Below are 13,745 nucleotides of genomic sequence, written 5' to 3' on the forward strand. Positions count from 1 at the left end.
ATATCATCATTTAGCCCAATATTGTTACAAGAATGCGCAGCATGGATGTATCGTGTATCTTTCTAATTGTTACGACCATATGCAGGTCTTTGGATAGCGGTGAGGGTGGGTAAGGGGAATTGCAGTTTGAACTACATATGAAGAAGGCCACTGGGCCATGATCTCGGGCAGTAATAAATGTCGGGAGATGATGTTTGCCAGGTGGCCTTTCTGATTCTTCTATTAGAAGTTTTGAAAAAAATGTATCCACATGTGAATAACTATTCCGCTTCAACAAGCTGTGTATAACTTATGATGACTTCCTTTTACTCCATTTCAAGAACAAAAGAAGTTGTAGCTGCTTCTTTGCCATTCACAAGAATGGTAAGCGTATGCAGACCGGCATAATATTTTCTCGTTGTGATGACTTTGAACGATTGTTTAGTGGCTACCTTGGTTCTGCCTGTCGGGTACATTTTATCGGAGCATTTGAACCGTTTGGGGGCCTGCTTGCCATTTGCCTTCATATAACCCATCTCATATTCAATTCGCAGCATCTGGGACTCGCCGCTCTCGTTAACGACATCAAACGAAAAATGAAGATCCTCGCCAATGCTAATCGTATCTTGGACAAGCTGAAGCTGCTCAATGTGAATCGAATCCTGCTCGTTATAACCAAAAAGACTCAGTGCTTTGCGATGTCCTTTCTTCAGTAATGACCTGCTGGCATGCCGGACAATCCAGTCTGTGTGTGCATGTTGTCCGTACCAGGTCGTGGCCAGATCCATAACCAGTTCAGGGTGGTCCTTGGAGATGTCATTCAGATGATTGGCGACACTTTTGCGAACATAGAGGGACTCGTCCTGTTTCAATGCATGCAGAATCGGAAGTACAGGTGTTGGATCAGTGATAAAGTTCTGGAGTTTCGCACCCCATGGCAAACGTGGCCGGCTGCCCTCACTGGCAAGTCTGCGGATATGCTCGTTGTTGCTCTCTGCCCACGCCATCATATGTTTCATCGTTTGGATTGGATAATGTTCAATAAACGGGCGTACCGCGAACTCCGAGCTGGAATAAGGTGTGAAGAGGGTCAGATACTTCATGGATAACTCGTAATCCTCTGGGTCAAGTCCGTTCACTTCGATAAAATCCGGTACAAACAGATATTCAACGCCTCTCATCGTCGGGGCGGCTTGTTCGATAATATGTAATGCTTCCTCATAATTGTCCGGCAGTACCTGGGTCAAAGCCAGTGTGATTCTGCGAATGCGCGCTTTGAATTCCAACTGTTCCCAGCCTTCGGCGAAAACCAATTCATGAAATTGCTGTGTATCCAGCTTAGGGTAGAATTGACGCATCTGTTCGCCGGTCCGATCGATTAATGCGGGAGTGTATTTATCTTTGATAAGTTCCATGGTCCGCCTCCTTTAGTTACTATCCAGTATACCTCAAATTACAGAAATAAGAACGTAAGTTCCTGGAATTTATTTGTATACGGATGGACGGTGTTAAGGCACCCGCCTTCTGTAAGGGGGTGCCTGAATCTTCTTAACCTTTGTGACTTTTGGGACGGCGCTTCGTGGAATTGGATTTGCGACGGGTTGGAGTCGTATTACGGCGACGTGGAACATTCGTTGCTTTGTTCCGACGTTTGTTTTTGCGTTTGCGGGACGGCTTATATTCTTCATAGTCTGCATCGGCCGCGCTGCTATCCGTTTTTCCTTTTCCAAAAGGCAGAATGCCCATAACAAGTTTCATCATCGGAGCCATCTGCTGGATACCACCGACGACCTTTTGCATTTTGCCTATTCCAGTCATGATTCCATCAATACCGCCGAAGCGGTCGATCATTCCTTTTAACTCACCGATGTTGGCTAATGAAAAGCCGGAACTGCCAGTAGCAGGCGCCGGTACCGGAGCTGGGGGAAGAACCTGAGCTGCACCTCCATAAAAGTTCCCGCCAGCCACACCTTGCCCATAGGGTACGACTGCAGAAGCTTCGACTTCACCAAAGCCCGGGTAATGGGGCTCTACTCCAGGATACATCGGTTGAATCTGAGTTTCATTTAAAGACCTCGGAACCACACCGGGCGGCATATAGGCAGAAGTATGTGCCTGCCGATGAGCATGAGAAGACGGACGCTGCCCTGGTGCTGGCTGGCGGTGATAATAATGCTGTGGCATGAACAATCACGTTCCTTCTATTGGATTTCGGAATTGCGTTCCATGAGTTGCATGACAGATGTACATCATAGACCCTTGTGGAACTCCCTTTTGTTATACTGTATGTCATTCGCGGAGAGACGGCGTAGGCGGGTATCCCGGAAAACGGGATATTTGCGGATTTGGGCGCATGTAAGATGGCAGGTTCACGAAGAGTAAAATGAAGTTTAGACACAAAATTGTAACATTTAGGAGGATTGAAATCCTACATAAGTAATCGGATATATACAGGTGAAAACTGGGAAAAAGCGCGGAAATTTCGCCCGATGTACACGAGGGGAGGACAATAGTACCTTTTGTAAGCGGTAACATGTATTTTTATTCTGTAGTGCGTGAAATCGGTAACGCTTGAAATACCAACTCAGGGTGAGTACAATGTAGGTACACAGTAACCGCTAGGGGATGATGATGAAATGCAGCTGAAAAAGCTAAATGATAAAAGCATTGAACAACTATTCGAGGCTATTTTGACGCTAAAAGATATTGAAGAGTGTTATGTTTTCTTTGATGACCTCTGCACAGTTAACGAGATCCAATCCATGTCCCAGCGGCTGGAAGTGGCTCGTATGTTGGGTAAAGGCAATACGTATAACCAGATTGAAGCAGAGACAGGTGCGAGTACAGCTACAATTTCACGTGTGAAACGCTGCCTGAATTACGGTAATGATGGTTATAAAATGACGCTGGAACGCCTGGGACGCTAACATGAAGAAGCCGGGTGTACTCATCATCAGTCACGGTTCACAGGAGCAGACCTGGGTGGAATCCGTCGATGACGCGATCTCCCGGTTGAATCTGCCTGTTCCATTACCGGTTGAAGCCGGTTTTCTTGAACTTGTGGAAGGACGCCTGATCCAGGACGGTATCGACCGACTGGAAGCACAAGGCGTAACCGATATTCTGGTCGTACCTCTATTTGTTTCGTCCGGGAGTACACATGTGGATGAAATTGAATATGCCATTGGTGCAAAGGAAACACCTGATCGCGAAACGGATCTGGAACCGTTCGATGTGAAGGCTCGGGTTCACTTCGGTTATCCAATGGATAGCGATCCGGATATTGCTGTGATGGTGTGGGACAAAGTCCGATTACTGTCGCAGCAACCGGAGGAGGAAACGATCCTGCTTGTAGGCCATGGGAGTATTCATGATGGTTTTCGCGAGCGTTGGGAAGCTGGAATTTCTTCCCTTGCAGAGCTTGTGCAGGAAGTTAGTGGTGTAGCCCATACGGATTATGCATTGCTGAATCCGGAGAGTGTGTACGACAAAGTGAAGTACTGGAGCGAAGAGCGGGGGAACCGAGTCATTGTGGCGCCGCTGTTTTTGAGTGCCGGTTATTTCACGAGGAAGGTTATCCCGGATCGGCTGCAGGAACTGAACTATGTGTACAGCGGTGAGACACTGTTGCCACATCCATTGCTTGGGCAGTGGCTGGAGCGCCAGATCCAGATTTTGCTGGAGAGATGTAATGAAGTTAAAGCTTCTTCTTGAAGTGATTGCTTTGGCATAGGTGTGTGACCACATCGCTCGCAGTAATGTCGCATCAATTGATTTGAACTCCATAGCTTCATAAACAATCAAACCACGTCGAAGGACGTGGTTTTTGTTTGTTGTAGATCACTTGAAAGAGATTGGGTTATCCATTAATGGGTGCGTGCAATTGCAGATGTAGCTCCAGTAAATTTATTAATTGGTCAACGATCTCCTCGGCCGGATAAGGCATGGAATTCATAATCCACCACTCCAGGAGGCCCACAGCAGCGGAAGCAAGAAACTGTATGGTGATCTCTTTTTTCATACCTTCCTGGATGCCACAGGCATCCATCTGTTCCTCCACTCCCTGGACCAACAATGTCATCAACTTACTACGGAACGCTGGAATACCTTTTTTAGTTAGAAGTGTGGTATAGGTAGAGGCATGCTGTTCCAGATAACTGAAGGTTCGGAGCAACGCATCCTTGGCCGTAACGGGTGTTGTAGTAGGGCTTTCGATCATACAGGCATCCAACAACCGCTGCAAATAGGTCTCAATGCATTGATCCAACAGGTCGAACTTGTCAGCGTAATGCAAATAGATGGTTCCTCGGTTTACATTAGCCCGATCAGCAATATCGTTTATCGTAATTTGCTCAAAATCCTGTTCCTCCAGTAACCCCACAAAAGCTTCAATTATTGCCTTTCGTGTCTTGAGTACTCGTCTGTCCATGGTCCCTCCTATGATGGTTTTCAACAATAAGGAATCATTCGTTGATTATTCAACAAAAACGGATATTTTAACGATTGAAGCACAGTAGGTGCTTTGTTACTCTTATTTTATCAACAAATGTTGATAAAACAACGATTATTTATAAACTATGAAATTGAGGGATAACCAATGAAGATATTAGTGTATGGTGCGGGGGTTTTGGGCAGTCAACTGGCGCATGTTCTGGTGCGCGGCGGCAATGAAGTCACCATTCTGGCCAGAGGGAAGCGGGCAGAGGAGCTGGAGAAGGATGGACTCGTCATCCGGCATTTTTTTCAATTCAAAACGACAGTTGATCAGGTTCGGGTAGCCAGAACGTTGGAAGTGGATGACCAATATGATCTGATTTTTGTTGTCATGAAGTATAACGATTTTCCTTCAGTGTTACCTATTCTGGCAGACAATCAGAGCAGCAATATTGTGATTGTGGGAAACAACGCAGATGCACGAAGCATGCAAAACTTTTTGGAGGAAAACAGCAGGGTAGCAAAACAGGTCGCGTTTGGATTTCATGTGAGTGCAGGGAAGCGGGAAAAGGACCGCATGTTATCGGTCGGTGGAGGCAGCGGACAAATGGTAATCGGCAGTCTGGACGGAGAGATAGGCTTTAAACCTTTGCTGGACCAAGCTTTCCAACATGTGAAATACAAGTTAAATGTTCTGAGCGATATTGATGCCTGGCTGAAAAGCCATATCATCCCCATTCTGATGCTTAATGCGGTGAGTTTTAATGAGGAGCGTGAGTTGATCAAGTTGGACGGGAATAGAAAGCAAATCCAACATATGATTGGGGCGATGGATGAAGGCTTTAGCGTACTTGAGGCTATGGGCATAACGATTATACCGGAGATTCAGGCTAAAATGATCCGCAAGCATCAACGGATGTTGTACCTTCTGTTGAAGATCTATAGCATGCTTCCGGTTCATAAGCTGGTCGCGGGTTCTTTTGGAGAGATTGAGGCGTTAAATAATGCATTTACCGATTGGAAAAAGACAACAGGCATCCCGACTCCCCATTGGGACGTGCTGAAAAGAGATTTTACTATCCTTAAATGAAGTGTTGCTCATTAACCCAATACCGACTACAATAAAACCAACTAATAAAATGGGGATAAGGAGATATACAGATGCGGGAAGTGCCCATGCGTTATGTGAAAGCAAATCAGGTCGGTATTGTATTGTTTGTTTTACTCTCGTTTGTGTTCAATCCAATTGTAGTTCTGGGAGCGCTCTGGAGCATTCAGGTGGTTGGTCTGGCTTCCAGTGGCAAGCTTAATCTGTTTGTGCAGATTGGGAAAGCTGTGTTGACTGGTAAAGGTACAGAGACGCAGGCGGTGGAGCTGCAGCGATTCAACAATATTCTGGCCGTGCTCTTCCTGTCTCTGGCACTCATCTCGTTCTCGCTTGGCTGGGTAGCCGCAGGTTATGTATTCTCCGTCATGCTTCTCGCGGCTGCAAGCGCGGCACTGCTGGGTTATTGTGTAGGCTGCACCGTCTATTTCTGGTATAAACAGCTGCGTGCAGGCAGAAAAATCGGATTTTGAGGTTATCTGATGAGCGATACGATGACAGAATAACTTATTCTTCGAGTAAGGATAAAGACGAGTCATGTTCCGAGGAGCTTTCTTGCGGCAAGCTTTTAGCTGGACCTATATGGCGATCGGGATACGATCGCATTATAATGAAATCCCCCTCAAGTGAGCTGCCACTTGAAGGGGATTTTTTTTATCTGAACCAGGCCTTATTTAAATTGTTGGTAAAATTGTTATCGTTGAAAGGCACGTTGGCGCTACCGAAGTTTGTCGTGTTGAGTGCATTTCTTGCCGCAGAAGTCAGATCGTCCCATCCGATTAAAGGCTGAGTTCCACCAACAGCGTTGGTGACCCCGAGCTCATGGTTCAGCGGCCAGGTACTATTATAGGAAATCAACGGATGGTTACCTTGTGTATTGGTATTGCTCGGTGTAACTTTGGTAAACTGGCCGTGACCGGAATATGCGATAGAGAGGATTTTGGAATTGGCAGCTGCCGGATTATCGACCCACACGACGATTCCTTCCCAATCATGACGATGGCCGAGTCCAGAGGAAGGGGAGTCTTTGGGGAAATACCACGAATACATGATAGCCCACACCCCATTGTGCCATGCGGAGCGGGAGTAGATCTGCCCTGTATTTGAGCTACAGTTCCCATTCGATGACCCGGACGTATTCAAGCCAGCGCTGGTATTGCCCTGTTGATCCACTGCGGGAAAAGGCACACAACCATGATAGACCTTCAAAAACGGCTGAAAACGCTTGGCTGCTTGTTGCATTACGGTGACTGGTGAGACTTCCTGAAATCCGACAACCTGATCATGATTGATTTCTGCTGCTTCAACAACGGTGACCCAAGGAATACATGCCATAAGAAAGACCAGGAGCATTAACATGATTTTTTTCATTTACACATCTCCTTCAAGGGTATGATGTAGTGTTAAGTCGAGGGTTCACTAAAACTATATTGGAAAAAGGTTTATGTTATTTATCTTTTCATCTTAAGATTTGTAAATTTGTAGCATATCTATGTCATAATCATATAAAGATCATCGAAATCGAAGACTAATTCCTGTCCAAGCGGGCAGAATGGTTGATTAATGAAACTATTTTACATAAAAGGTAGTGGGGAAGATTCAGGATCGGTGCGTGAGGTTTATTGGGTAATGGATGGATTAGTAGGTGCCTATATGAAAAAATATACTTATGGATTACAGGCTAGGACATCTTTACATTTGATGATATGATAGGAGTTAAAGGCTTTGGAATGAGACGGAATTCCTGATGCATAGATATAGGTAAGACGAAAGATTAGAGCAACATTAACGGAAGTTCATTATTGTGTAAAAAATATGCCCTTTTGTGGACTGATGCAACGTAAGAATATGAGGTCGTTTAGACTCATGGATAATGTGGAATAGGTGGCGTATGAGATGAAAAAAGCTCGCTTAATATATAATCCGACCTCAGGCCGGGAAGAAATGAAGAAACGTTTGGCTGATATTTTGCAGCGTTTGGATCAAGGTGGTATTGAAGCTTCATGTCACGCAACAACGGGTGAAGGTGACGCAACCCGGGAAGCTGAAATTGCGATTGAGCGCGGTTATGACATGATTATTGCTGCTGGTGGCGATGGCACGTTGTATGAAGTGATTAACGGTATGGCTGAGCGGGAGAACCGTCCTCCGCTGGGTGTGTTTCCTTTGGGAACAACGAATGATTTTGCGCGTGCACTGGGCATTCCGAGACAGTGGGAAGATTACGTGGATCTGGTCATTAACCAGCAACTTCGTCCGCTCGATCTGGGCAAAGCGAATGATAAATATTTTATCAACATTGCCGGTGGCGGATCATTGACTGAACTGACCTATGAAGTACCGAGTCGTCTGAAAACGATGATTGGGCAACTGGCCTATTATATGAAGGGTATTGAGAAAATGGCGAGCCTGTCTCCACAGGAGCTGATTATTCGTGCCGACGGTCAGGAAGAGATCCATGATGAATTCATGTTATTCCTCATCGCCAATACCAATTCGGTCGGGGGATTTGAGAAGTTGGCTCCAGGTGCAACTATTGATGATGGTCTGTTCGATGTGATCGGTGTCCGCAAATGTAATCTGGCTGATATGATTCGCCTCGTAACGCTCGCGCTGCGTGGGGAGCATCTGAACGACAAGAAAGTGGTTCATTTCCAGACGAGTCATATGGAAGTTACGTCCCCGGGATATGTACAATTGAACCTCGATGGAGAGTTGGGTGGCACATTGCCAGCTACGTTTACGAATTTGCGTCATCACTTGATGTTGTATCGTTAAACTTGGGCGGAGAATGTTCGCAGCTTGCGGAAAACAATGATGGCATAGTAGTCGTTGCACAGCATCACACAAGTGGTGAGGAGAGTTGGATTTAGCTCTGCCTTAAGGTGAGATCGAAGTGTATTTTCCAGTTGCTGTGTACGGTGGGATCGCGTATAATCTCATGTGGTCACCATGCGTTAAGCTGATACAGGGCACATTGTGGTGATTGAGTTAACGTGAACAGTGAATATTGAACAGTGAAGGTTAAAGTGCTGGTCTAGTTCGATGGTACTGCGATGGTGGTACACCGTGCTGAATGTAACAGTTTGGTCGAGTGCCGGCTGGCGGCTAACGAACTCAGAAAGCCTTAATATGGCGAAATCGCCGAATTTGCGAAAATAACGAATCTCAGCGTCGTTATTTTGGAGAAATGACCGAAAAAGGTCGGAAAACACCATCCGAGGATGATATAACGTTTCTGAAGTTCATTAGAAATTCGGAACGTTATTTTTTGATGTGATACCATATAAGAAGAAAGAAGTGAATGTACGTTGTCTAATACGAATCGCAGCGGTCGTGGAAAAAACCGCCGGAATTCGGCTGCCTCTCAGGGGCAAGGGAACGCTTCAGCGTCCCGTCAGCCAAGTCAATCATCTCGTCCATCTACACGTCAGCAGGGAAAAGAGGTGCGGCCACAAGGCGCATCTCTTTCTGCCGTTCGTCCAAAGGGAAGAGCGCGTGAATCTGCACCAATCGAAGGACTGCCTGTTAGCAAAAATGAAGAGACCGTCATCGACATCATTGGCATGAACCATGACGGTGAGGGTGTAGGTCGTGCGAATGGATACACGCTCTTTGTGCAGGGTGCGCTTCCAGGTGAAACCGTGCGTGTGCGCGTGATGAAAACCAAAAAGCAATACGGTTACGCCAAACTGCTGGAGATCGTGAAGGCAAGCCCGGATCGTGTGTCCGCGCCATGCCCGATCTACGATCAGTGCGGCGGTTGCCAGATCCAGCATATGAGTTATGCCGGACAGCTTGCTTGGAAACGCCAATTGGTGGTAGATAATTTGCAACGGATTGGCAAGTTGAACGTGATGGTGGAGGATGCGGAAACGCTGGCATCCAACGTGCAGGATGACGCTTCAGTTGGTGAGGCTAAGCTGGCGGAACGGTTGGGAAATGATGCGAACCAGACTACTGGACCGGCTACATCTGAAGTGCAAATGATCGGCAGCAATCGTATTCGCCTTCGCCTTGAAGGTGTCATGAACGAAGAGGATACGGCGCAAGGCATTCGTGTCCTCCCTACGATGGGTATGGACGAGCCATGGCGCTATCGGAATAAAGCACAGGTGCCAATTGGAGCTGCCGAGGGTGGTCTGGTAGGTGGTTTTTACGCCAAAGGAAGTCACCGGATCATCGATATGGAGAGCTGCCTCATTCAGCATGAACACAATGACGAAGTGGTCGCGAAGGTGAAGGAGATTGGCAGTCATTTTGGAATTAGCGCCTATAACGAAGAGACAGGTCGCGGATTGCTGCGTCACGTTGTCGTCAAGAAAGCGTTCCGTACAGGCGAGATGATGCTTGTCCTGGTTACGAATGGTCGAGACATTCCGTACAAAGACGAATGGATTGGCAGTATCCGTGAAGCCATTCCGCATGTGGCGAGCATCTGCCAGAACGTGAACAAAAAACAGACCAACGTCATCTTTGGCGATGAAACCCGCGTCCTGTGGGGCCGTGATGTAATCTATGATTATATCGGTGATGTGCAGTTTGCCATCTCGGCACGTTCGTTCTATCAGGTGAATCCGGTGCAGACGGAAGTACTGTATGGGAAAACGGTAGAGTACGCAGGACTGAGCGGCAAAGAGACGGTGATTGATGCCTATTGCGGCATCGGAACGATTTCTCTTTTCCTCGCGCAACATGCGGATCAGGTGTATGGGGTAGAGATCGTGCCTGAAGCGATCGAGGATGCGCGGAGCAATGCTCTATTGAACGAGATGCGTAATGTTAAGTTCGAAGTTGGTGCTTCTGAGGACGTTATACCACGCTGGAAAGAACAAGGCATCGAAGCTGACGTCATCGTTGTCGACCCACCACGAAAAGGCTGCGACCCGCGTTTGCTCGATACCATCCTGGAGATGAAGCCGGAACGCGTGGTTTACGTGAGTTGTAATCCGAGTACGCTGGCACGTGATCTTCGTGTGTTGGAAGATGGCGGCTATCGCACCGTGGAGGTAACGCCGGTGGATATGTTCCCGCATACGGTGCATGTGGAATCGGTGGCGATGTTAAAATGGAAGGGGCAGGATTAATTCCTACGCCTCTCGTTGTTCCAACTTCCTTATGGATTGAGGACGGGAAATATATAATGTATGGCTTTGATTGAACCGTCTTTAATAACTTCAATTTTTTGAATAAGTCTTTGAAGTGCCTGCTTAAAGACTTGTTGACCTTCAATTTGAAGTTCGGTGAAGCGGGATAATTGCTTTATATAGGCACGGAGTTGTTCTTCCGTGTCTTTTTTTGTACCTGTAATAATGAAGTAATTACTGATTTTGTACACACCCTAAACCTAATACAGATAGAGGTGAATTTTCTTGAACTATAGGGGCATAGATCTCATCAAGTAGAAGCTTCTTATCATCACGCTTGTAGCCAAATGTGGGTAGAGAAGCCTTGTAGGGCGGTTCGTGAAAATATCATCTTCATGTGGCTCGCCGCTGGCCAACAGCCAGACTTTCGTACCAGTAACCTCTTTCTTTCCGAACGGATGAAAGAGGTTACTGGAAACCGTGTTTACCCATGTGCTAGAGTTATAACTGATTTCGATTGGACGTCAAAGCGAGGCAACCTTCATTAACTCAGCTTTGGACGCTGATACACGTGATTCTGTATCGTGTTCGTGAGCGATTCCAGTTTGAAGTCGAGCCGTTCTCCTTATCAATATCTCCGCTCGTCTGTTTCCTCATAAGCTTAACAGTCCCTAGACGAAAACACTTCGACATTGTGGTTATGAAGCATTCTGACAATGTTTATTGTATTGGGCGTATTCTTTATGACTGGAATGGTTGCGTTAACTATATTTTCCCTTTACCATACACATTTTGAAACAATCGCAAATGAGAGAAACAACCAGATGACGAATGGAATTCCAGAGGGCATCAACGGGCTTTTTCAAAACTGTTGACAATTGGTATATTTGTAATTATATTAAATATATCGGGCGCTTGGTGCTGTAAATCTACTAGTGTAAACGCTACCAAGCAAGACTTTACGCAGTATAGTTCGATCCCGTCGAGGAAGAAAATGGAGAGTTGATTGGGGACTTACTCCCAGTTTTATATACACTCTGTTCATTTACGAGTGACATTCATCGTAGTTTTGTAGAGCATTTTCAGCAACGCTTCATTGCTTGGGAAAATGCTTTTTTCTTTGGCTTTGCGATGTTGACGATGGCAACCCTCAATTATTTCCGTCGTTGTACTCTTCGCGTCAAGCTTTTTATGTCCTGCATCGTGTCATACTCCGCCTCCAGCATGAATTGCAGAATCTCTGCATACAACTATGCAAACAACTCTTTCAGTGCAAATTCACCTTGTACATCGTTATGAACTTTTTCTTCTTCACAATACTCTCACTTGCTTATCACGTATACTATCCTCTTTAATCAGCCTTTCTAAAGATTATCTAACGGGGGAATATGATGTCTAAATCAATAGAATATATCTTGAGAGATGAAATTTTTGCTGAGCTGGACATCGAGTATCCGGAAGACCACGATACCCGTTTGTTGGACCAAGGGATCGATTCAGTAGGCTTCATCAAGCTTATTGTTTTAATGGAATCGAAGTTTAACATCTCGATCCCTGATGAAGATCTGTTATTTGAGAAGTTCTCCACGGCTGGATTAATCCTTAATTATTTGACTGTGAAAACGCTATGATGACTATCATTCAGCGTCTATTTCTGGAGGCCTCTGATCGCCAAGATCATATTATCCTTGAAGATCTAAAGCAGCAATGGACTTACGCAGAAGTGATGACAGAAGCTTACTTGATTTCTTTATATATCCACAAGAATTTTGAGCTTGAGTCCGGAAGTCATCTTGCATTATACACAAATAATGAGCCCTTGTTCATTATGGCGGCGCTGGGCATTCAATTCTGCGGTTATGTGTTAGTACCGGTTCCTTATTCGGCGTCCAATACTGAAATTGAAAATATTTTAAATGCCAGTGACGCCAAATTGGTTATCAGCAAATCTGCACAGCCATCGCATTTAAATTGCGACATACCTTGGGTTACCGCTCAGGATTTATCGCAAGAACCAATGCCTTCGTTCGAATCGATCTCGTTAACCAATCAGTCCGATCCCAATCAATGTGCGATTCTCCTTCCTACATCGGGCACAACCGGAAAATCTAAAATCGTTATGTTATCCCATTGGAATGTATTAACGAATGCGTTGGCACATGGCGGAAAGGTGGGGTATACGGATCAAGATTCGTTTCTTGTAACGATGCCCGTTCATTTCAGTTCTACGATTGTCACGCAATTAATTTCTTGTATGTTATATGGAACCCGAATTAAACTTATCAGCTTGCCCTTTCTGCCGCGCACCGCGTTTAAACTGTTTCAGAATAAGGCGGTCACGGCATTCTCAGCGGTGCCTACGCAATTGATGCACTTTGTTTCCGATTTCCATCAGACAAAGAACTGGAGTGCCTTTGATTCAATTGAATTTATTGTAATTAGCGGTGCGGCGATTCCCGCGAAATTAGTAGACCATCTTCAGACTGTATTTCCTCACGCGGACATTATTCAAACCTATGGATTGACCGAAGCTTCTCCGCGGGTGACCATGATGGAACGGGGAGAGCGCTGCCTATCCTGTGGATCACCCATAAATGACGTTTCTATTCGTCTTGTTGACGAAGAAGAGAATGAGGTTGAAGGAGCGGCTATCGGAGAAATTTGTGTCAAGGGCCCGAATGTGATGCTCGGTTATTACAAAAACCCGGAGTTAACGAACGCTACCATTGTTGAGGGTTGGTTAAAGACAGGAGATTTGGGATATTGGAATGAATCAGGGTGTCTTATACTCACAGGCCGAAAGAAGAATATCATTATATCCGGCGGTATCAATATCTATCCGGAAGAAATCGAGGAATTTTTGTACGGCTTGAAAGAAGTGGAGGAGGTCATGGTTGTTGGTGTACACGATGATCTGTTAGGCGAAGTGCCTATCGCATTTCTGAAAGTTTTTAATGAATGCCTGGTTGATATAGATGCACTGACACGACATTGCAACTTGCATTTGTCATCGTATAAAGTGCCTAGACAATGGAGGGTTATAGATAATATTCCAAAAACAAAAACAGGAAAACTGGACAGGGCAAGTACGAAGCGCTTATTGCTAAATGAGATATACTGATTCGGCATCCTTAAGCCAT

General features: G+C 45.7%; 12 protein-coding genes. 8 read left to right on the forward strand and 4 right to left on the reverse strand.

The features are described from left to right. Positions 1 to 305: 305 nt before the first annotated feature. Together NSQ20_RS03955 and NSQ20_RS03960 are read right to left on the reverse strand one after the other, a co-directional pair. Positions 306 to 1,394: a DNA alkylation repair protein gene (locus tag NSQ20_RS03955; RefSeq protein WP_338707752.1), complete on the reverse strand. Its 1,089-nt coding sequence runs from the start codon at positions 1,392 to 1,394 to the stop codon at positions 306 to 308. A gap of 133 nt (positions 1,395 to 1,527) precedes the next feature. Beyond that, complete coding sequence (locus NSQ20_RS03960; RefSeq protein WP_340031849.1) at positions 1,528 to 2,169, reverse strand: hypothetical protein; 642 nt, start codon at positions 2,167 to 2,169, stop codon at positions 1,528 to 1,530. Positions 2,170 to 2,615: 446 nt separating this feature from the next. Here NSQ20_RS03960 and NSQ20_RS03965 point away from each other — a divergent pair, with 446 nt between their 5' ends. After that, complete coding sequence (locus NSQ20_RS03965) at positions 2,616 to 2,906, forward strand: YerC/YecD family TrpR-related protein (RefSeq protein ID WP_017690665.1); 291 nt, start codon at positions 2,616 to 2,618, stop codon at positions 2,904 to 2,906. A gap of 1 nt (position 2,907) precedes the next feature. Continuing rightward, positions 2,908 to 3,693 carry a CbiX/SirB N-terminal domain-containing protein gene (locus tag NSQ20_RS03970; protein ID WP_340031850.1) on the forward strand — a complete coding sequence of 262 codons (786 nt, stop codon included), beginning with the start codon at positions 2,908 to 2,910 and terminating at the stop codon, positions 3,691 to 3,693. A gap of 145 nt (positions 3,694 to 3,838) precedes the next feature. On the opposite strand, the gene NSQ20_RS03975 is transcribed toward NSQ20_RS03970, so the two are convergent. After that, positions 3,839 to 4,408: a TetR/AcrR family transcriptional regulator gene (locus tag NSQ20_RS03975; protein ID WP_036606049.1), complete on the reverse strand. Its 570-nt coding sequence runs from the start codon at positions 4,406 to 4,408 to the stop codon at positions 3,839 to 3,841. Positions 4,409 to 4,576: 168 nt separating this feature from the next. Here NSQ20_RS03975 and NSQ20_RS03980 point away from each other — a divergent pair, with 168 nt between their 5' ends. Continuing rightward, positions 4,577 to 5,503, forward strand: a complete 927-nt coding sequence (locus NSQ20_RS03980) for a 2-dehydropantoate 2-reductase N-terminal domain-containing protein (protein WP_076253823.1) — start codon at positions 4,577 to 4,579, stop codon at positions 5,501 to 5,503. 71 nt (positions 5,504 to 5,574) lie between these two features. After that, positions 5,575 to 5,991, forward strand: coding sequence for a DUF4395 domain-containing protein (locus NSQ20_RS03985; RefSeq protein ID WP_338590858.1), 417 nt, complete (start codon positions 5,575 to 5,577; stop codon positions 5,989 to 5,991). 181 nt (positions 5,992 to 6,172) lie between these two features. Here the strand turns inward: NSQ20_RS03985 and NSQ20_RS03990 are convergent, their stop codons facing one another. Continuing rightward, positions 6,173 to 6,889 (reverse strand): NPP1 family protein, encoded by a 717-nt coding sequence (locus tag NSQ20_RS03990; RefSeq protein ID WP_340031851.1) that lies wholly within the window; start codon positions 6,887 to 6,889, stop codon positions 6,173 to 6,175. A 525-nt stretch (positions 6,890 to 7,414) separates the two neighbouring features. Here NSQ20_RS03990 and NSQ20_RS03995 point away from each other — a divergent pair. The 4 genes from NSQ20_RS03995 (at position 7,415) to NSQ20_RS04010 (ending at position 13,726) form a co-directional block, all read left to right on the forward strand. Beyond that, positions 7,415 to 8,296, forward strand: a complete 882-nt coding sequence (locus NSQ20_RS03995) for a diacylglycerol kinase (RefSeq protein ID WP_076253820.1) — start codon at positions 7,415 to 7,417, stop codon at positions 8,294 to 8,296. 533 nt (positions 8,297 to 8,829) lie between these two features. Next, a complete protein-coding gene (gene rlmD / locus NSQ20_RS04000) occupies positions 8,830 to 10,605 on the forward strand; it encodes a 23S rRNA (uracil(1939)-C(5))-methyltransferase RlmD (protein ID WP_340031854.1) in 1,776 nt (591 codons plus the stop codon). A 1,391-nt stretch (positions 10,606 to 11,996) separates the two neighbouring features. Then, a complete protein-coding gene (locus tag NSQ20_RS04005; RefSeq protein ID WP_340031855.1) occupies positions 11,997 to 12,236 on the forward strand; it encodes a phosphopantetheine-binding protein in 240 nt (79 codons plus the stop codon). After that, entirely contained in the window at positions 12,233 to 13,726 is a 1,494-nt protein-coding gene (locus tag NSQ20_RS04010; protein ID WP_340031856.1) for a class I adenylate-forming enzyme family protein, read from the forward strand. Before NSQ20_RS04005 ends, NSQ20_RS04010 begins: the two co-directional genes overlap by 4 nt. Positions 13,727 to 13,745: the final 19 nt, after the last annotated feature.

This window comes from Paenibacillus sp. FSL K6-1122 (assembly GCF_037977015.1).
In the GTDB taxonomy this organism is placed as follows: domain Bacteria; phylum Bacillota; class Bacilli; order Paenibacillales; family Paenibacillaceae; genus Paenibacillus; species Paenibacillus amylolyticus.

Coding starts and splice junctions, on each gene's coding strand:
- NSQ20_RS03955 (WP_338707752.1), bottom strand. CDS start 1,394: ATGGAACTTATCAAAGATAAATACACTCCCGCATTAATCGATCGGACC.
- NSQ20_RS03965 (WP_017690665.1), top strand. CDS start 2,616: ATGCAGCTGAAAAAGCTAAATGATAAAAGCATTGAACAACTATTCGAG.
- NSQ20_RS03970 (WP_340031850.1), top strand. CDS start 2,908: ATGAAGAAGCCGGGTGTACTCATCATCAGTCACGGTTCACAGGAGCAG.
- NSQ20_RS03975 (WP_036606049.1), bottom strand. CDS start 4,408: ATGGACAGACGAGTACTCAAGACACGAAAGGCAATAATTGAAGCTTTT.
- NSQ20_RS03980 (WP_076253823.1), top strand. CDS start 4,577: ATGAAGATATTAGTGTATGGTGCGGGGGTTTTGGGCAGTCAACTGGCG.
- NSQ20_RS03985 (WP_338590858.1), top strand. CDS start 5,575: ATGCGGGAAGTGCCCATGCGTTATGTGAAAGCAAATCAGGTCGGTATT.
- NSQ20_RS03990 (WP_340031851.1), bottom strand. CDS start 6,889: ATGAAAAAAATCATGTTAATGCTCCTGGTCTTTCTTATGGCATGTATT.
- NSQ20_RS03995 (WP_076253820.1), top strand. CDS start 7,415: ATGAAAAAAGCTCGCTTAATATATAATCCGACCTCAGGCCGGGAAGAA.
- NSQ20_RS04005 (WP_340031855.1), top strand. CDS start 11,997: ATGTCTAAATCAATAGAATATATCTTGAGAGATGAAATTTTTGCTGAG.
- NSQ20_RS04010 (WP_340031856.1), top strand. CDS start 12,233: ATGATGACTATCATTCAGCGTCTATTTCTGGAGGCCTCTGATCGCCAA.